The 19,950-nt window shown below is 33.1% G+C and carries 19 protein-coding genes; 8 read left to right on the forward strand and 11 right to left on the reverse strand.

Annotated features, from left to right (window positions below; genetic code table 11):
• Positions 1–61 precede the first annotated feature (61 nt).
• From acs to nhaA, 6 genes are all read left to right on the forward strand, one after another.
• Positions 62–1,969, forward strand: coding sequence for an acetate--CoA ligase (acs, locus tag OEA66_RS01325; RefSeq protein ID WP_267279653.1), 1,908 nt, complete (start codon positions 62–64; stop codon positions 1,967–1,969).
• A 65-nt stretch (positions 1,970–2,034) separates the two neighbouring features.
• The gene (locus tag OEA66_RS01330) at positions 2,035–2,376 is read left to right on the forward strand and encodes a hypothetical protein (protein WP_267279654.1); all 342 of its coding nucleotides are present in this window, start codon (positions 2,035–2,037) and stop codon (positions 2,374–2,376) included.
• A 101-nt stretch (positions 2,377–2,477) separates the two neighbouring features.
• Entirely contained in the window at positions 2,478–2,960 is a 483-nt protein-coding gene (locus OEA66_RS01335) for a hypothetical protein (protein ID WP_267279655.1), read from the forward strand.
• Positions 2,961–3,103: 143 nt separating this feature from the next.
• Entirely contained in the window at positions 3,104–3,469 is a 366-nt protein-coding gene (locus OEA66_RS01340; protein ID WP_267279656.1) for a hypothetical protein, read from the forward strand.
• A gap of 119 nt (positions 3,470–3,588) precedes the next feature.
• Positions 3,589–5,793, forward strand: coding sequence for a RelA/SpoT family protein (locus OEA66_RS01345; protein ID WP_267279657.1), 2,205 nt, complete (start codon positions 3,589–3,591; stop codon positions 5,791–5,793).
• 9 nt (positions 5,794–5,802) lie between these two features.
• Positions 5,803–6,978: a Na+/H+ antiporter NhaA gene (gene nhaA / locus OEA66_RS01350; RefSeq protein ID WP_267279658.1), complete on the forward strand. Its 1,176-nt coding sequence runs from the start codon at positions 5,803–5,805 to the stop codon at positions 6,976–6,978.
• On the opposite strand, the gene OEA66_RS01355 is transcribed toward nhaA, so the two are convergent.
• Positions 6,975–7,355, reverse strand: a complete 381-nt coding sequence (locus tag OEA66_RS01355; protein WP_267279659.1) for a hypothetical protein — start codon at positions 7,353–7,355, stop codon at positions 6,975–6,977. The two genes, nhaA and OEA66_RS01355, sit on opposite strands and share 4 nt — an antisense overlap.
• Entirely contained in the window at positions 7,352–8,365 is a 1,014-nt protein-coding gene (locus OEA66_RS01360) for a YihY/virulence factor BrkB family protein (protein WP_267279660.1), read from the reverse strand. The genes OEA66_RS01355 and OEA66_RS01360 overlap by 4 nt, the downstream gene beginning before the upstream one ends.
• A 31-nt stretch (positions 8,366–8,396) precedes the next feature.
• Here OEA66_RS01360 and OEA66_RS01365 point away from each other — a divergent pair, with 31 nt between their 5' ends.
• The gene (locus OEA66_RS01365; protein WP_267279661.1) at positions 8,397–8,870 is read left to right on the forward strand and encodes a 23S rRNA (pseudouridine(1915)-N(3))-methyltransferase RlmH; all 474 of its coding nucleotides are present in this window, start codon (positions 8,397–8,399) and stop codon (positions 8,868–8,870) included.
• On the opposite strand, the gene OEA66_RS01370 is transcribed toward OEA66_RS01365, so the two are convergent.
• From OEA66_RS01370 to secD, 7 genes are all read right to left on the reverse strand, one after another.
• On the reverse strand, positions 8,871–9,197 hold the full coding sequence (locus OEA66_RS01370) for a hypothetical protein (RefSeq protein WP_267279662.1): 327 nt from the start codon (positions 9,195–9,197) through the stop codon (positions 8,871–8,873).
• Positions 9,198–9,315: 118 nt separating this feature from the next.
• A complete protein-coding gene (locus tag OEA66_RS01375) occupies positions 9,316–9,771 on the reverse strand; it encodes a tRNA (cytidine(34)-2'-O)-methyltransferase (RefSeq protein ID WP_267279663.1) in 456 nt (151 codons plus the stop codon).
• A 96-nt stretch (positions 9,772–9,867) separates the two neighbouring features.
• Complete coding sequence (locus tag OEA66_RS01380) at positions 9,868–10,683, reverse strand: tetratricopeptide repeat protein (RefSeq protein ID WP_267279664.1); 816 nt, start codon at positions 10,681–10,683, stop codon at positions 9,868–9,870.
• The gene (locus OEA66_RS01385; protein ID WP_267279665.1) at positions 10,680–11,246 is read right to left on the reverse strand and encodes a phosphatase PAP2 family protein; all 567 of its coding nucleotides are present in this window, start codon (positions 11,244–11,246) and stop codon (positions 10,680–10,682) included. Before OEA66_RS01385 ends, OEA66_RS01380 begins: the two co-directional genes overlap by 4 nt.
• 2 nt (positions 11,247–11,248) lie before the next feature.
• The gene (locus tag OEA66_RS01390; RefSeq protein WP_267279666.1) at positions 11,249–11,587 is read right to left on the reverse strand and encodes a Sec-independent protein translocase subunit TatA/TatB; all 339 of its coding nucleotides are present in this window, start codon (positions 11,585–11,587) and stop codon (positions 11,249–11,251) included.
• A 60-nt stretch (positions 11,588–11,647) separates the two neighbouring features.
• A complete protein-coding gene (locus OEA66_RS01395; protein ID WP_267279667.1) occupies positions 11,648–12,865 on the reverse strand; it encodes a TCR/Tet family MFS transporter in 1,218 nt (405 codons plus the stop codon).
• 159 nt (positions 12,866–13,024) lie between these two features.
• On the reverse strand, positions 13,025–15,919 hold the full coding sequence (gene secD, locus OEA66_RS01400; protein WP_267279668.1) for a protein translocase subunit SecD: 2,895 nt from the start codon (positions 15,917–15,919) through the stop codon (positions 13,025–13,027).
• A gap of 222 nt (positions 15,920–16,141) precedes the next feature.
• On the opposite strand from secD, the gene OEA66_RS01405 reads away from it, so the two are divergent.
• Positions 16,142–17,506: a PQQ-dependent sugar dehydrogenase gene (locus tag OEA66_RS01405; protein WP_267279669.1), complete on the forward strand. Its 1,365-nt coding sequence runs from the start codon at positions 16,142–16,144 to the stop codon at positions 17,504–17,506.
• A 56-nt stretch (positions 17,507–17,562) separates the two neighbouring features.
• Here OEA66_RS01405 and hemN read toward each other — a convergent pair whose 3' ends face one another.
• Together hemN and OEA66_RS01415 are read right to left on the reverse strand one after the other, a co-directional pair.
• The gene (hemN, locus tag OEA66_RS01410) at positions 17,563–18,921 is read right to left on the reverse strand and encodes an oxygen-independent coproporphyrinogen III oxidase (protein ID WP_267279670.1); all 1,359 of its coding nucleotides are present in this window, start codon (positions 18,919–18,921) and stop codon (positions 17,563–17,565) included.
• A gap of 95 nt (positions 18,922–19,016) precedes the next feature.
• The gene (locus tag OEA66_RS01415) at positions 19,017–19,928 is read right to left on the reverse strand and encodes a sialate O-acetylesterase (RefSeq protein ID WP_267279671.1); all 912 of its coding nucleotides are present in this window, start codon (positions 19,926–19,928) and stop codon (positions 19,017–19,019) included.
• Positions 19,929–19,950 lie beyond the last annotated feature (22 nt).

The raw sequence follows: 19,950 nt of genomic DNA on the forward strand, positions 1-19,950 counted from the left end.
AACTCTACAAAACAATTTAAATAAAAAATTAAAATAATAAATAATTCTAAAAAGAAAAAGTATGAGAAATTACGTGATAGAAGATTTACCGCACTACTTTGAAGAGTACAAAAAATCAATCAAAAACCCGAAAAAATTCTGGGATAAAGTGGCTGACCAAAATTTTGTATGGTACCAAAGATGGAGCAAAGTGGTAAAATATGATATGAATGAGGCAAAAATCACATGGTTTAAAGATGCTAAATTAAATATCACTAAAAACTGCCTCGACAGACATCTTTCCGTACGTGGCGAAAAAACAGCCATCATCTGGGAGCCGAACGATCCGAAAGAAGAAGCTCAGCATATTTCCTACAACGAACTGTATGAAAGAGTCAACAAAACAGCCAATGTTCTAAAAGACATGGGCATCGAGAAGGGCGACAGAGTCTGCATCTACCTTCCGATGATTCCTGAGCTGGCGGTTACGATGTTGGCCTGTGCGAAAATCGGAGCTGTACATTCAGTTATTTTCGCCGGATTTTCAGCTTCGGCAGTAGTTTCGAGAGTGAATGACTGCGGCGCAAAAATGCTGATCACTTCAGACGGAAGTTACAGAGGCAATAAAGTTTTAGATTTAAAATCAATAATCGACGAAGCTTTGGAAAAATGTCCTACTGTAGAAAAAGCTTTGGTGGTCAAAAGAACCAACAACGAAATAAAAATGAAGGAAGGTAGAGATTTCTGGATGGCTGACCTGTACGAAAAAGCTTCTGCCGATTTCGTAACAATCATTATGGATGCTGAAGATCCTCTGTTTATTCTGTACACTTCAGGTTCTACAGGAAAACCAAAAGGAATGCTTCATACTTCGGCTGGTTATATGGTTTATTCGGCATATACATTTAAAAATGTTTTCAATTATCAGGAAAATGACATCTATTGGTGTACTGCAGATATCGGCTGGATTACGGGACACTCTTACATTTTGTACGGACCGCTTTTAAATGGGGCAACCACCGTCATTTTCGAAGGAGTTCCTACGTACCCTGAGCCTGACAGATTCTGGGAAGTGATTGAAAAACATAAAGTCACTCAATTTTACACTGCTCCAACCGCCATCCGTTCTTTGGCAAAAGAAAGCGCTGAGTGGGTTGACAAACATGATTTAAGCTCATTAAGAGTGATCGGATCTGTTGGTGAACCGATTAATGATGAAGCATGGCATTGGTTTAACGATCACGTAGGAAGAAAAAAATGTCCGATTGTCGATACGTGGTGGCAAACAGAAACCGGCGGAATTATGATCTCTCCTATCCCATTTGTTACGCCGACGAAACCGACTTATGCAACACTTCCGTTACCGGGAATTCAACCGGTTTTGATGGATGACAAACGCAATGAAATTACAGGAAATCAGGTGACAGGAAATCTCTGTATCCGTTTTCCTTGGCCTGGAATTGCGAGAACGATTTGGGGCGATCATCAAAGGTATAAAGAAACTTATTTCTCAGCATTTCCGGGGAAATATTTCACGGGTGACGGTGCTTTGAGAGATGAAGTAGGTTATTACAGAATTACAGGTCGTGTAGATGATGTAGTGATTGTGTCAGGACATAATTTAGGTACAGCACCTATCGAAGACAGCATTAACGAACATCCTGCAGTGGCAGAATCTGCGATTGTAGGCTTCCCGCATGATATCAAAGGAAGTGCTTTGTATGGTTTCGTAATTTTAAAAGACAGTGGCGCCGGCCGTCAGAAAGAAAACCTGAAAAAAGAAATCAATCAGTTGATTTCAGATCAGATCGGTCCGATTGCAAAGCTTGATAAAATTCAGTTTGTTTCCGGGTTGCCGAAAACACGTTCCGGTAAGATTATGCGTAGAATTCTAAGAAAAATTGCGGAAGGTGACTTCTCTAATTTCGGAGATACTTCTACCCTTCTTAATCCTGAAATTGTGGAGGAAATTAAAAATGAAAGAATTTAATTATATTCAAATAATTTAGAGCCTGTTTAATTTTTAAACAGGCTTTTTAATTAAAAACTTATTTGATGAAACTAATCTATTTATTAATCGGAATTCTTCTTTTGCAATCCTGCGGAAAAAAAGGTTTGAATGAAAAAGAAATTTTGGAAATAATACATTCAAACATTAATTACGAAAATCTGAATCTAAAGGAAGACTTTTTTACAGGTAACGACTTCGTAGATTCAATAAAAACTTTAAAAAAAATTCTTAATGACGAAAACTTTAAATCAATCTATGAAGTTGATTTTAATAACGACGGTAAAAAAGACTATCTGGTCAATCTTGCGTACAAAAAATCTTTAAAACGTAATGACATTGTAAAAGTTATATCGCAAAAGATAATTATCATACAGCAGTTTTATTAAGCGGAGATAAAGGTTACACACTTCTGAATCCCGGAAAAGGCAATATTTATCAAATTGTTGCAGCAAAAATAGTCCAATATAAAAATCAACCATTAATTAAAATGATTCGCTATCACACAGACTTTGATAGTCCAACGAAAATATTTGATGTTGATACTTTAATGATTAAAAACAATGAATTGATGGAGTATTATTCTAAAAGTAAAAAACATAAGATCGAAAAAATAATTTTCACTAAAAATGAACATTATCCACCCATAAGAATATACCAATTAATATTAACGAAAGATTCTCTAATTCTACATTCCGACCGCTTTAAAAATTTAAAGGGGAATTTTTCAGGCGACGGCTATTTGGATTTTCAGAAGCTGGCAAACGGTCTTAATGAAGTTAATTTCATAAAAATAAATGAAAGATATCCATTTTCAAGCGATGATTTTTTTGTGGCAACCGAAATCATTTTCGATAATGGAAAATCAAAAAAAATTTACGATTATAATGGAAAGAGAAATTTGTGGTTAATGAATTTTTATGAAAAGGTCGAAAAAATAGCTAAGACCGAAAAATGGAAGAAAATAGATTAAAGCAACTTCTATAAAAATAGATAATATCTTAATTTTTATTAATTTATTATAGATAAAATAAAATATTTAAAATTTTATTGAATTTTTATTAATTATTTCAAAAATATTTCTATCTTTAGATAACCAATATAAAACAAATTACTATGTCAAGCATTTTAGCAGGATTATTTGGACCAAACAGTGATTACAAAAAACTTGAAAAAGAAATTGAGGATTTAGGATTCTTAGATTCTGAGTATATTGTATATCTTAGTGACGATCATCATAACTCCCAATACTTGGCGAGTGTAGAGATAAAAAACAGAGATATGACCGATAAGTTGAGGCACATATTTTCTGAAAACCATGTACATAAAACTTATCTATTCGAAAACATGAGCATTGATCAGGCTTCCTACAGCAATCTAAAAAAATTGATTGATGCGCGAAGCAAAGCCGAAATTCACAGCAGTCCGGATGTTAAAATTAAAGTTCAACATGACGGAATGAACTCTGAAGTGAAAGCTTAAGACAAAATAAAAACTTATAACCCCAATCCGCAGATTTTCTTTCTGCGGATTTTTAGTTTTTAGAATAGACAAATCATTATATTTTTCGTATTTTCGTTCAAATAAAGCCTTTTACACAGATGAGTTACGACTTAGAACAAGAAAATAAAGAAATCTTAGCGAGGTACAAAGACCTGATTTCTAACACCTATAGAACTTTGGATGAAGAGAATAATAAACTCATCCGAAAGGCTTTTGATATTGCTCTTGATGCACATAAAGATCAGAGAAGAAAATCGGGCGAGCCTTATATTTATCATCCTATTGCTGTTGCAAAAATCATAGCAAAGGAGATTGGTTTGGGAGCAACTTCTATTGCCTGTGCGCTTTTGCATGATGTAATCGAAGATTCAGATTATACTTATGAAGATTTAAAGAAAATTTTTGGGGAAAGAATTGCGGGAATTGTCAACAGTTTGACGAAGATTTCCATAATGAATCACCAAAATATTTCTGTACAATCTGAGAACTATAGAAAATTATTACTCACTCTTTCTGAAGATTTCCGAGTAATTCTGATTAAAATTGCAGACCGACTTCACAATATGCGAACTTTGGACAGTATGGCGCCGGATAAACAGAAGAAAATTGCTTCTGAAACGGTCTATATTTACGCTCCAATGGCTCATAGATTGGGATTGTACAATATTAAATCTGAGCTTGAAGATTTATCTTTAAAGTACAATAATCCCGATGTTTATAATGAAATTACAGAAAAACTTGAATTAGCGAAAGACAACAGAATCCGCTACATTGATGAGTTTACAAAAGAGGTTTCTGAAAGATTAAAGGATGAAGGCTTAAATACAAGTATTAAAGGTCGTGCAAAAGCAATTTCCTCTATTTACAGAAAAATGCTTAAACAAGGCGTTTCTTTTGAGGAAGTTTTTGATAATTACGCCATCCGAATCATCTATAAATCAGATGCTAAGAATGAAAAGTTTCTTGCCTGGAAAATATATTCAATCGTAACAGATGTTTATCACAGTAATCCTTCGAGAATGCGTGACTGGATTACACAACCACGATCTACAGGATATGAAAGTTTACATTTAACAGTTCTTGGCCCAGATCGAAAATGGATTGAAGTACAAATTCGTTCTGAAAGAATGGATGACATTGCCGAAAAAGGTGTTGCTGCTCATTACAAATATAAAGAAGGCTACAAACAAAGCAATGACGACAGAAATTTTGAAAAATGGGTGACAGAAATCCGTGATGTTCTTGAACAACAACAGAATCTTTCGACTTCTGAGCTTTTAGATAATATTAAACTTAATTTATATTCGAAAGAAGTTTTTGTATTTACTCCAAAAGGTGAAATTAAAATTCTTCCAACCAATTCCACAGCTTTAGATTTCGCTTTTTCTGTCCATACAGATTTAGGAATGAAATGTTTAGGTGCAAAAATCAACGGGAAATTGGTCCCTATTTCATATATTCTTCAAAACGGAGATCAGGTAGATATTCTCTCTTCTCAAAATCAAAAACCTAAATTTGACTGGCTTGATTTTGTGGCGACTTCAAAGGCAAAATCTAAGATTAAGAGTTATTTAAATTCAGAAAAAAATTCTTTTGTAGAAGAAGGAAAAGAGATTTTACAGAGAAAACTTCGTCATGCAAAAATCAATTTTAACGATGAAGAAATCAATAAACTTCAGAAATTTTTCAACCTTAAAACTTCACAGGAATTATTTTTAAAATTCCAAACTAATGAACTGGACGCAAGTAGTTTAAGAAAATATATTGAAAGTAAAAATGTATTTAATAATTTACTTTCAAGGTTTAAAAGAAGTCCTAATAAAAACCAACATTACGAAGAGCCTAAGGAAATCAATCTCGACATGATTGTTTTCGGGAAAGATGAAGAAAAGCTGAATTATAGTTATGCAAAATGCTGTACAGTAATTCCCGGAGATAAAATTTTTGGTTTCATCACGATTTCAGAAGGAATAAAAGTTCACAGTGACAATTGTCCGAATGCGATCAATCTTCGTGCACAATATGATTATCGTGTAATTCCAGCAAAATGGGTGAATGAAGAAAGCTTCAAAAACCGTATTAAAATTGAGATTGAAGGTCTTGACAGAATGGGAATGATTAACGATATTACTACCGTTATCAGTGGTGCAATGGGAATGGATATGAAAAGTATGTCGATAGAATCTAACGACGGTATTTTCACGGGAAATATCAATTTGGAAGTAAAACATAAAGGTCAGCTTGAAGAAACATTTAAAAAATTAAAAGCCATCGACGGAATTTCAAGAATCAGACGTATTTAAAATTGAGAAATGAAGCTGTCGAAGTATTTTAAAAAGTTTTTTCAGAGCAGTCAGTCATCAGGAATTTTATTGATTTTCTGTGTTGCTTTTGCTTTAATTATTGCAAATTCATCATTAGGAAATAACTTTCAGGAATTTTTAAATTTTCAGATTGGTTTTGAAGATATACATTTAAAATATCCTGTAAGTATTTGGATTAATGATGGTTTAATGGCAATTTTCTTCCTTTTGGTAGGGTTGGAAATCAAAAGAGAACTTGTAGAAGGCGAACTATCATCTTTCAAAAATGCATCACTTCCAATCTTTGCGGCAATTGGCGGAATGTTGATTCCTGCATTAATTTACAGCGCATTTAATTCCGGAACGGATTACAGCAACGGTTGGGGAATTCCGATGGCGACAGATATTGCTTTTTCTTTAGCGATTATTTCAATGTTGGGTAAAAAAGTTCCTGCTTCACTCAAAATTTTCCTGGCAGCTTTGGCAATTGTGGATGACTTAGGAGCAATTTTGGTCATTGCCATTTTTTATACTGAGCAAATTCACTGGATGTATCTTTTACTGTCTTTTGGAATTGTTACCATTTTATTTATATTAAATTTTTTGAAAGTAAAAAAGCTGATTTTTTATCTTATTCCGGGATTATTTTTATGGTATTTTCTGCATCATTCAGGAATTCATGCAACCATTGCTGGAGTTTTATTAGCTTTTACAATTCCAACAAATAAATCTGAAAAAAGAATTTCTCCTTTAGAAAAATTAGAACATTCGCTTCATTTTCCGGTAAGCTTTTTAATTATGCCAATTTTTGCTTTAACAAATACCAATATTGCGTTCAACAGTAATATGATTGATGGATTGTTCAGCAGTTTAGGTTTAGGAATTATTGGCGGACTTGTTTTTGGAAAACTCATTGGAATCAACCTATTCTCCTTAATTGCTATAAAATTAAAGATAAGCTCTCTGCCTCAAAATTCTTCATGGAATCAAATGATCGGAGTCGGACTTTTAGCAGGAATCGGATTTACAATGTCAATATTTATCGCTTTACTTTCATTTAAAAATGAAATCGATTTTCAGGATGAAGCGAAGTTTTCGATCTTGATTGCTTCCGTGATTGCGGCAATTTCGGGATATTTAGTTTTAAATTTAAGTTCGAAGAAAATAGAAATTGAAGAAGATTAATTTTTTTTGACAGTCCAATTTCCTTTTAAACCATTCATTTCCCAGGTTCCCACTTGAGAATTCAGACTTCCGATTAAATAAAAACCAGATGGAGCTTTATTAATTGTATTAAAAGCTGCATTTACCAATCCAGTAGTGTAAGTTTCACTTGAATTGAGTGAAGTTCTTGTAATTTCTACAGAACCTTTTTCACTCACAATAATCACTAAACTTCCATTATTATCTCCTATATAAGTTCCTGTATATTTTCCTTGATACTGTGAGAAACTGTTTTGTTCGGTACTGTTTTCATAAATCCTGTCAACTACTCCATCACAAGATTGTAATCCAATCAAAACTGCAAAAATTAAAGTAGCTTTTATAATATTCCTATTCATTTAGTTTTTTTGTCAGTATAAGGTCTTCTGTGCTCATCATCACTTTCAAGATCTGGCTCAGAAATTTCGGTTTTATAGTTTTTCGCATCTCTTTTTATTTCGTCTGAAAGCAATTTTTCTATTCTTAATTTACGCAATGCCATATTCAATTCGTTTCCAAAAAGAAGAAGATAAACATTCACATTTACCCAAACCATTAATAAAATCATACTTCCGATTGAGCCATAAAGCACATTGTAACGTGCAATATTTTTCACATATAAAGCAAAGAAATAAGTCGTAACCACAAACAAAACTGTGGTTAAAATAGCACCCGGAATTGCCTGTCTGAATCTGATGATTTTCACTGTTCCTAACCAATAAAACAATGCTAACAAGATAAAATAAAAGAACGGAAAGGAAAAAAAACCGATAATTTTAGATAAGTTTCTTACAATCCAAGAAAGATTATATCCCGGTGAGAAATCCTTTAAAACAACTTCAGTATAATACACCCCGAAAAGTGCTAAAAATATAATACTTACGAAACCGATTGTGATAAAAAACGAAAGAATAAATTCTTTTACATCCGTCAGTTTTTCTTTTGAATTTTCATTAAAACCATTGATGAGAGAAAAAGTACCATTTGTTGCAAAAATCAGCGCTATCAGTATCGTGAGATTGCTTATACCTTTCATATTAGGAATAATATTATCCTGGATATAACTTCGTACATCACCTTCTATATTGGAAGGAAAAATATTGTGCATTAAAACTTCAAAAATATAGAATTGAAGCTTATCATAATGCGGCATATAAGGAATTACGGAAAGTAAAAACAGTAAAAAAGGAAACAGACTCAAAGTAAAACTCCACGAAATGGCTGCTGCTTTTCTGCCTATTTTATCTTTAAAAATACCTGCAAAATAGATCTGAAACATCTGCCAAAGCGATATTCCAAGTACCGGAAGATGAATATCATCTAGAAAATCTTGAATTTTTAATATAAACTTAGGAATTTTTATAGCCATAAAGTATATTTGTGCTCAGCAAATATAAGAAATGCGAATCAGTTTAGTTTGTATTGGGAAGACAGATGACAAAGAAATTACCTCTTTGATCAGTTATTATCTTACCCGACTTCCAAAACACTGGAATTTTGAGATTACAGAAATTCCAGATGTGAAAAATGCCAAAAATCTTTCTTCAGATCTTCTAAAAAAAGAAGAGGCAAAATTGTTTTTAAACCAAATTGATAAAAATGATCTGGTGATTCTTCTTGATGAAAAAGGAAAACAGTTTACAAGCCGGGAATTTTCGACAAAAATAGATTTTTGGATGAATTCTTCTGTAAAAAAAGTTCATATCCTGATTGGTGGAGCGTACGGTTTTTCAGATGAAATTTACAGCAGAGCCAACGAAAAAATGTCATTATCTAAAATGACATTTACGCATCAGATGATCCGGCTTTTTATCGTAGAACAACTTTACAGAGCTGATCAAATTTTACAGGGAAAACCGTATCATAACGATTAATTATTTTGTTGTAACTGAAATAAGCTCTTTGATCCCTTTTTCTTTGTACTTCTTTTTTACAGAATCATTTAAAAGAACTTTTACGTTTTTTACATGATCTCCTTTTAATTCTTTAAGATCACTTAGTGAGCTTTCAACTTTGTCAATTAAAATCAAAGTTGACGATTTTAATTCAGGAGATGCTTCATGTCTTTTAACTGTATTTCCTAATAAGGAATTGGTATTTATTGCAAGATCATTTTTAGTTTCCTGAGCAAAAGCAATATTAGTAATTCCTAAAGCCATTACAAAAGTTGCTGATAAAACAAATCTGGAAAGTGTTTTCATAATTTAAAATAAATCTTTAAGTAGTGATTATTTTCAAATATACGAAAGGTATTCGATAATCATTAAAATTTAATTTTATTTAACAGATTTTAATAATCAAAAATTCTTTATCTGTAAATTAACCTTTCAGCCCAATTTGTCTTTTAGCCTCACCAACAACAAAAGCCACAGAATTGGCAATATTAAAACTCCTAATCAATTTTGACATCGGAATTGTTAAATGATTTTCAAAAAGGGCTAAAACATCTTGACTTAAACCTTTACTTTCTTTCCCAAAAACCAACCAGTCTCCATCCTGAAAATCAGTTTCCAGATAAGATTTTTCGGCATGTGAACTCATTAAAAAAACTCTTGACAAATCTGGAATCTCTTTCATCCATTCATCGACATTTTCATATTCTGTAACGTCAAGATGAACCCAATAATCTAAACCTGAACGTTTCAAATTTTTATCATCAATTAAAAATCCCAATGGATGAATGAGATGTAATCTGCTTTCAGTCCCGACGCATAATCTACCGATATTTCCGGTATTGTTTGGAATTTCAGGCTCTACAAGAACTATATTTAACATGAATTTTTGATTTGTTGACAATTAAATAAAAATGCCATCTTTTACAATGACATTTATGAATATAAAGATTCTATTTTTTTTAAATTAAAACTACTTTTACTTTTTTAAACACTTTGCATTAAATTCGGTCAGTAAAGCTTTTTCATGACCTAATGCGATTGCTTTATCTAAATTCGCACAAGCTTCTTTATCTTTTGCAGATTCAAATAAAACTGTTGCTTTTGTAACATAAGACTGAGAAAATTTAGGATCAATGGAAATCGCTTTATTAATGTCTGCTAAAGCCTCTTTTGATTTTTTCATTTTCAGATAAATATCGGCTCTTCCGTTGTACAATAAAGATTCAGGTTTTTCGGAAAGCATTTGATTGTAATCTTTTAATGCGCCTTCCAAATCTCCGTTATTCTTTTTTAAAGTAGCTAAACCTGTTCTTGCAAAAATATTATCTGGTGCGAAGGTTAAGATTTGCTTTAAATCTGCCATTGCCAGATCTTTTTTGCCTAAATTATTATAAATTTTAGAACGAATAAGATAAATTTCGGCATTTTCAGGCTCGAGTTTTACACCTGTATTTGCGTATTCTAAAGCTTTAGCGCGATTTCCTTTTTGGTTGTGTAAAGTTGCAAGATTATCGTAAACTGCGATAGATTTAGGGTTTGATTTTAAAGCAGATTCATAAGATTTGAAAGCCGCAGCAGTTTTACCTAATCGTTTCTGCGCAGTTCCTAAACTGATATAATATTCCGACTGATATTTCTGAATATGCTCTGTCAATACCAATTTTGAATATTGTTCTTCGGCGCATTTGTAATCAGCTTTTTTGAAACATTCTTCAGCAGTTTTTTTGTCTTGAGCAGACAAAAAACCGAATGATGTAAAAGCTAAGCTAAGAATGAATAGATGTTTTCTCATAAATTTATAGTTTGTTTGTTAATTACTTTTTTTGCGAGCATGGCAAAAAGCCCTCCCAATAAAGTTCCAACAAACGCCCCTACCAAAATATCTATCGGGAAATGTACTCCTAAATATATACGGCTGTAAGATACAACTGCAGCCCAAACAAATATAGCATAAGGAAACCATTTAAGCTTATCTTTCAATAAAAAAGTAAGGTAACTCGCTAAAAAAAAGACGTTTGAAGCGTGAGCAGAATAAAAACCAAATGATCCACCACAATCTACAATACGCATTGCACCGTTAATGGTAGGATCATGACACGGTCTTAGTCTTGCAACGCCATATTTGAAAATCCCTGAAATCTGGTCTGAAACCGTAATTCCTATTGCAACAAACAACAGAATATAAAGCAAAGATTTTAATTTAAAATTTTTATAAAGAAAATATAAGAAAATCACATAAAGCGGAATCCATATCCACTTTTCTGAAATCATCGTCCAAAAAGGATCAAAAGCGGTATCGCCTAAATTGTTGAGATAAAGAAACAGATTTTTATCTTCCTGAATAATTTCCTCCATGATTATCGGCTTACCGGTCCTTCGTAAGTTTCATCATCTGCAGGTTTTACTTTTGGAACCTCCGGAGTAGTTGATGATTGTTCTTTAAGAATGTTCTCTTCGATATTTTTCATCGGATTGAAATCTTTTGCAGCATCTTTTACCTTTTCAATCTCACGTTTAATTTCAGAAACAGGATTATCTGTTTCTTTCATGATTTCCGATTTGATATCGTCTACTGCTCCACGCATTTTTCTCACTCCTGCTCCAAGATCACGAGCAATTTGTGGTAGTTTATCCGGACCGAATAAAACTACGATTGCAATGGCAATGAGTGCCATTTCTCCAATGCTTAATTCCATGATGCTAAATTACAAAAGATTGTATATATAAAACAGGATATATTTAATTTTAAATAAATTTTAAGATTTCTTTTTCTGGAAAGCGTAATACGTAATCACTACGCTAATTGACATCATGATAAACGCCAAAAAGAAAGGAGCCCCGGGAAATCTAAAACTATTACTTTTTTCGCTGAAATGATAAAATAAATACGTCATCAAAAGTGGACCTATACAAGATGTAATACTCATTAAACCTGTAAGAGCACCTTGAAGTTCGCCCTGTTCATTTGCTGCAACACCTTTACTAATCACAGATTGCAGAGAAGGACCACAAATCCCACCTAAACAATAAGGAACTAAAATAACAAACATCATCCAGCCTTCTGTGGCGAAAGCAAAAAGCAACATTCCTACTGCATATAATGATAAACCAATGTAAATACTTTTATGTTCTCCTAATTTGGGAGTTGTATACCGTATTAAAACTCCCTGAACCAAAGCAACCAAAAGACCGACAACTCCTAAGGAAATCCCTACCATAAGTTCATCCCAAGCAAATTGACTCATCGTAAAATAATTCCATACGGTCTGTACAGCGTGACTTGCAATATAAATTAAAAAAAGAGTCAGTACCAATCCTGAAAGTTCGGGATGTTTTAAAAGAAATTTAAATGAACCAATCGGGTTTGCGCGTTTCCAGTCGAATTCCCGTCTTTTATCTTTATCTAAACTTTCAGGAAGAATAAAATATCCATAAAGAAAATTCAGTAAGCATAAAACAGCAGCTGCATAAAAAGGAACTCTAGGTCCGAAATATCCTAGACCGCCTCCCAAAAGAGGACCAATAATAAAACCCAATCCGAAAGCTGCACCAATCATTCCGAAATTTTTCGCACGATCTTTATCAGTAGAAATGTCTGCAATATATGCACTGGCTGTCGTAAAACTTGCTCCGGTAATCCCCGCAATAACTCTTCCAACAAATAAAAGTGCAATACTTGGTGCTAAAGCAAGAAATATATAATCAATAGCAAAACCAAAAAGTGATATTAAAATAATGGGTCTTCTTCCATATTTATCACTTAAATTTCCTACAATAGGAGAAAAAACAAACTGTGTAAATGCATAAGCAAAGCCTAGCCAACCCCCATATTTAGCAGCTTCATTCACACTTCCGTGGATGAGTTCTTCAATTAGTTTGGGAATTACAGGAATGATAATTCCTATACCTATAACATCTATTAAAAGCGTTACAAATATAAAACCTATCGCTGCTTTCTTTTTTGACTTTTCCATTTCGGTGCAAAAGTAAGAAAATAGGAAAAGATAATCGTTCTAAATTGATGAATTGTTGTTGGTTATTAGTTGATAGTTGTAGAATTAAAAAAATGAATTTTAAACATAAAAAAGAGCCTTTCATTTGAAAGACTCTTTTCTTATTTAATGTAGTTTAAATTATTTTGAAGCAAGAACTTCTTTATTTTCAGAAGATTTACCATGTACCCCTTCTTCTTTTCCTGTTTTAAGGAAATCGTATGCAATTGCCGATGCAATAAAGATTGATGAATAAGCACCGAAACCGATACCGATTAACAATGCAAACATAAATCCTCTCAAGTTGTCTCCACCAAAGATGAAGATAGCAAGAATTACAAGCAAAGTAGTAAAAGTAGTGTTGAACGTTCTACCTAAAGTACTTGAAATAGCATCATCGAATAATCCAGATAATGTGAAAGCTTTTTTCTCTCTCAAATATTCTCTAATTCTATCGAAGATAATTACGGTATCGTTTATTGAATAACCCAATACTGTAAGAATTGCAGCGATGAAATCCTGGTTGATTTCCATATTGAAAGGCATTATTTTGTGAAGCAATGAATACGCTCCTAAAATAATTATTGCATCGTGGAATAATGCTGCAACTGCTCCTAAAGAGAACTGCCATTTTCTAAATCTTACTAAAATATAGATAAAGATTCCTGCTAAAGCAGCAACAACTGCAAAAATACCGTGAGTCTGAATATCATCTGCAACTGTAGGTCCTACTTTTTCAGAAGAGATAATTCCTGCGTGTGATGTATCTGCAGATTTAAATTCTTCCAAAGTAATATTTGATGGTAAGTCTGATTTTAAACCTTCAAATAATTTCTGCTCAATAGTCTGGTCAGCTTTTAAAGATTCATCATCAATAAGGTAATCTGTAGAGATTTTTAATTGCTTATCGTTTCCAAAAGTTTTAGCTTCTACAGAAGAGTTTTTACCGTCTTCAGTAGTAAACATTTTTACAAGCTTGTGTTCTACATCATCAGCATTTACCGCTTTATCAAATCTTACTACGTAATTTCTACCTCCTGTAAAGTCAATACCATATTTAAATCCATTAACGAAAATAGATCCGATAGAAATAACAGTTAAAATAGCAGAAATGATGTAAGAATATTTTCTTTTCCCGATAAAATCGATCCAAGTATTTCTGAAAAGATTTTTCGTTGGAGAAGTCCAAACTGAAAGTCCTTTACCTTTATTTAATCTGTGGAAAATCATTACTCTCGAAAGTAGAATCGAAGTAAATAATGTCATTACAGCACCAATCAATAAAGTTAATGCAAATCCTTTAATAGGTCCTGTTCCGAAGAAATACAATACGATTGCCGTAAGAATCATTGTTAAGTGACCATCAATAATCGCATTTAATGCATGTTTGAAACCATCTTTGTAAGCTTCAAGAATACCTTTACCTGCAAATAATTCTTCTTTTGTTCTTTCGTAAATAATTACATTGGTATCTACCGCCATTGCCATCGAAAGTACGATACCTGCGATACCAGGAAGAGTCAATGTAAAGTCTCCGGAATCCATAATTCCGAAAATATAGAATAAGTTGATGATCATTGCAATTACAGCGTAAACTCCCGCTCCACCGTAATAGAAAATGATATATGCAATAATAATTAAGAATGCAATAGCAAATGAAATTACTCCGGCATCAATAGATTCCTGTCCTAAAGACGGACCTACTTGTGTAGCCTGAACAACTTTTGCACCTGCAGGTAATTTACCAGCTCCTAAAACATCTACCAATTCTTTAGCTTCTTCTTGAGAGAAGTTACCAGAGATTTGACTTCTACCGTTAGGAATTACTCCCGAAACATTTGGCGCTGTATACACTCTGTTATCCAAAGTTACAGCAACTGGTTTGTTTACATTTTTCTCTGTAAGCGTTTTCCAGTCTTTTGCACCTTTAGAGTCCATTTGCATATCTACAATTACTCTGCTCAATTCATCATAACCAATACTTGCAGTTTCAACCGCACCGTCTACGGGAGCTTTTTGGTTGATATTACCTCTGGTTGCATATAAAACCAAGCTTTTTTCGTCTGTAGACTCAGGCTTATAACCCCACATAAATTGGGTATATTTAATGTTTGCAGGACGTAAAGATTGAGCAATTTTACTGTTAAGAATTTTATTTACTGTAGCAGTATCTGTCAATTTTACACTTGCAACACCATTCGTTTTCAATTTGTCAAGTTGAAGAAGGTTCATGAAGTTTACATTTTTCTTCACGCCCATAGAATCACCTTTAGCTGTAACAGTAGCTGTTAAAGTTTGAAAATAAGGAATTACTTCCGGAACCTGCTGTACTTCCCAAAACTGAAGCTTAGCAGAAGTCTGAAGCATTTTCTTTACCTTATCGATATCTTTCATTCCCGGCATTTCCACAGAAATTCTAGCTGTACCAGGAACTCTCTGAACATTTGGCTGCACTGCACCCATTTTGTCAATTCTCGTTCTGATAACTTCGAAAGCTGTACCTACAGAAAGATCAATTCTTTTCTTAATGATGCTTTTTACCTGCTCATCAGTTGTATTGAATTTAATTTCAGAAAGGTTTGTGTTTCCGAAAATTTCAGGATCTGCAAGTTTAAGATTTGCACCTTTTGCTTTGTTTACGGCATCAAACTCAACAAAGAAATTGTCGATGTAAGATTTTGTAGAGTTTTTCTGAACCTCGTCAGTTTTGTTTAAAGCCTCGATAAGAATAGGATTGGTAGAATAATTGGTTAAATCATTCACCAAATCTCTCTGATTGATTTCCAAAAGAACATTGATCCCCCCTTTAAGGTCAAGACCCAATTTCATTTCTTTATCTTTCGATTTAGCATAAGAAAGCTCTGTAAAACCAAGATTTAAAGTTTCTTCTTTTAATCTTTGAATTTCTTTCTCGTTTCCGTTCGCAGCTTCGATTTGCGATTCAATTCTGCTTGCGTACCAGGTTGGTAATAGCTCGTTTAAGCAAATTAACCCTAGTACAATAGCAACAATTGTAATAAGTCCTTTTCCTTGCATTTTATTATAACTACGTTAAATTAAGTCGGCAAATATAATGATTTTATTGATATTTTATGAATTTTTAAGAACAGAAATGGTTTATTTTCAGATATATTGGCGCTTATTTTTTAGGATTAAATTTTTCTAGAATCATTTATTTCAAATTTCTTAGACTTATATAAATTCTATTGGTACGAAATTTTCATTTCAACTTCACAACACCTTTAATTTCAAAATATTATGAAAAAACTACTATTTTCTCTAAGTATCTTTTCTTCTTTGATTTTTTACTCTCAAAGTTTTAATCTTGAAGAATTTGCAACGGGCTTTACAAGTCCTGTAGAAATCACCAACGCCAATGACAACCGTCTTTTCGTTGTACAACAGAATGGAATCATCAAAATTATTCAATCAAATGGAACCGTAAATGCTGCCGATTTTTTAAATATAAGCACCAAGGTTCTGTATGGTGGTGAAAGAGGTCTCTTAGGTCTTGCTTTTCATCCTCAATACTCAACAAACGGTTATTTTTTTGTTTATTATAACAATACAGCAGGAAATATTGTCGTAGCGAGATATAGCGTAAGTACAACCAACACAAATGTTGCTGACCCCAATTCAGAGAAGATTATTTTAAATATTCCGAAACCATTTGACAATCATAATGGTGGAAGCATTCATTTTGCACCGGACGGAAATTTATGGATTGTAACTGGTGATGGAGGAAGTGGTGGTGATCCGAACAATAACTCTCAAAATAAAAATTCTTTATTAGGTAAAATGTTAAGAATAGATATCAATTCAACAGGGCCTTACAATATTCCTGCTGGAAATCCATTTATTGGCATTGACGGAGCTGATGAAGTTTGGTCTTACGGATTAAGAAATGCCTGGAAATTTTCTTTTGACCTTACTACAGGAAATGCAATGATTGCGGATGTAGGACAAGGTGCAATTGAAGAAATCAACAGAATGCCGATCACTCAAGCCGGAATCAATTACGGATGGAGATGTTATGAGGGAAATAACACTTACAATACCTCAGGTTGCGCAGCTTCAACGACGATGACTTTTCCTGTAGCAGTTTACGATCATTCTGGCGGAAAATGCTCAATTACGGGAGGTTATGTTTACAGAGGAACACAATATCCGAGTTTGCAGGGGAAATATTTTTTCGCAGATTATTGCTCAAGACAAATCGGAGTAATGGAATCTAATAATGCAATTACATGGAGTACAGCATTTGCTGGGAACAACTTTTCAAGTTTTGGAGAAGATAATTTAAAAAATCTTTACGTCGCATCAGTTAGCAATGGTAAAATATTTAAAATTACAACAACCAATTTGGAAGTTCAGGATAATCATTTGTTTAATGAAATCAGAATTTACCCAAATCCTGCTCATGAAAGAATTTTCGTAGAAGGTTTAAGAGATAGTCAAAGTACAGCCGAAATCATCAGTACTGAAGGCAGGAAAGTTTTAGATGAAACTAAATTTGACAGTGAAAACAGCATCAACATTACAGGAATTACTCCGGGAGTTTATTATATTAATATTAAATCGGGAGATTTGAAATCTTACAGCCAGAAAATAATTATTAAATAATTTTGTGCTTTAGGCTTTAGGTAAAGAAAAGCGATTCAAAACTGAATCGCTTTTCTTTATATTGTCATTGAGAAAATTCTGGTTTCTGGTTTGTTTCTAAGCATTCTAAGATCAAAAACCATGGCTACGTTTCTTGTGAAAGCTCTACCTTTTTCGGTAATTTTGATTTGGTTATGATTAATTTCAACCAATTCATCACGCTCCATTTCTTTCAACATTTCAAAAGCATTTTCAATTTCAGGAATTGCAAATTTATTTTCAAAGGTTGTTTCCAACTGACACATTAAATTTAAAATATGTCTTCTTATTGATAAATCTTCTTCATTGAGAATATGACCTTTTACCACAGGAATTTCGCCTGTCTCAACAATTTTCTGATATTCTTCAACTGTTTTTACATTTTGTGCAAAAGCATACCATGAATCTGAAATTGATGACATTCCCAAACCGACCATCAACTGCGTATTGCTCGAAGTATAACCCATAAAATTTCTATGAAGCTTTTTATGAATCAGAGATTGATATAAATCATCGTGTTCCAGTGAAAAATGGTCCATTCCAACCTCGATGTAACCTAAATCTTGCAATAATTTTTTACCGTCTTCATACAAACGACGTTTTTCTTCTCCACTTGGCAAATCATTTTCATCAAAACCACGCTGCCCCACTCCTTTTACCCACGGAACGTGAGCATAAGAATAAAAAGCCAGTCGGTCTGGTTTTAATTCCAAAGTTTTTCTGATGGTATATTCCATTGCATCCCAATGTTGGTGCGGAAGTCCGAAAACCAAATCATGACTGATTCCTGTATAACCAATTTCTCTTGCAAGCTCAGTCACCTCTTTTACTTTTTCAAAAGGCTGAATTCTATTAATTGCTTTCTGAACTTTTGGATCGTAATCCTGAACCCCAAAACTTGCTCTTCTGAAACCAAGGTCAAACAAAGTCTGAAGATGTTCTCTTGTTGTATTATTAGGATGTCCTTCAAAAGAAAATTCAGGATGATCGGCAATTTCAACTGTATCAAAAATTCCCTGAAGTAAAGTTTTTAAATTTTGCGGAGAAAAAAATGTAGGAGTTCCACCTCCTAAGTGTAATTCCTTTAATTTAGGCTTTTCACTAAATAATCTAAGGTAAAGCATCCATTCTTTCAGAACACTTTCCAGATAAGGAATTTCTACGCTGTGCTGTTTTGTAATACGTTTATGACATGCACAAAACGTACATAAAGCCTCACAAAACGGAAGGTGAATATATATTGAAATTCCTTCTGCAGAATTGCTTTCATTAAAAGATTTAATGACACTCGATTTCCATTTTTCCGGAGAAAAAGTAGACTCGTCCCAATAAGGAACGGTAGGATACGAAGTGTAGCGCGGACCGGGAATATTATATTTATCGATTAACGAGTTCATTGGATACTTTAAATTTTCTAAGTCAAATGGAATTCTAAAAGAATTTCATTCTGCAAAATTAACCATAACTTCTGAATTAGAGATTATGAAATATATTAGTCTTTCTTTTCAAAATTTATAATGAGTCTAAATACTTCATCCGCAAATTGTTTTCCCAAATCGATATAACCTGCACTGTCATAATGCCATGGATCATTTCCATAATTATATTTTTGAGTAGAACGAATAATTGCTGCGTTCTTATCATTTCTCACAAATTTTTCCTGAGCGTATTGCACCAACTCTCCCATTGGCCAGACTTTTCCTTTTTCATTCTTCCCTGAATCTGAAATCTTTCCGATTACAACAGGCAAATCATCCGTTAAAACAGAAGCACGCATTTGATTCATTAATATTTTTAAATGATCATAATAATTGTTTGCAATTTCTTCATTGTAACTTGCATCACCCTCACCCTGCATCCAAAGAATTCCCGACATTACCAATTCGTCAGCTTTTCCGTTTTTGTCGATATCTTTTTCGATAAAAGCATTTTTAACGGTTTTAAGGAAGTTATCATACTGATTTAAACCATTTTTTCCACTGAAATTAGAATCCCAACAACCAAAATTTGCTGCAGCTAAACTATCAATTGAAGTTCCTTCTCTGGCATATTTTATCAGCGCTATTTTATCATTTGGGAAAAGTTCTTTCATTCTTTTGGCAAAAGTCATTTCCAATCCAAAACGATCTGAAAGTGCATTTGTTTTTCCATCGGTTTTAAAACCGGTTCCGTTTCCGGGCTTCAGAACATCCCATTTTCCAATTCCTCCATTCTTATCTCCATCTGGAACAGAATTTCCCTGAAAAATATAAACATCTTTAAACGTTTTTGAATCATTCTGAAGGTCTTTATTATAGCCGAAACCATTCATATTTGATTGTCCAGCTAAAATAAAAACTCTTATTTTTTGAGTATAGAATAATGTGGGAACCAGTAAAAGAAAAAATATTTTTAAATTTTTCATGTAAAAATTTTAGTCAAAGGTA

The sequence above is a fragment of the Chryseobacterium luquanense genome (assembly GCF_026460945.1).
Taxonomy (GTDB): domain Bacteria; phylum Bacteroidota; class Bacteroidia; order Flavobacteriales; family Weeksellaceae; genus Chryseobacterium; species Chryseobacterium luquanense.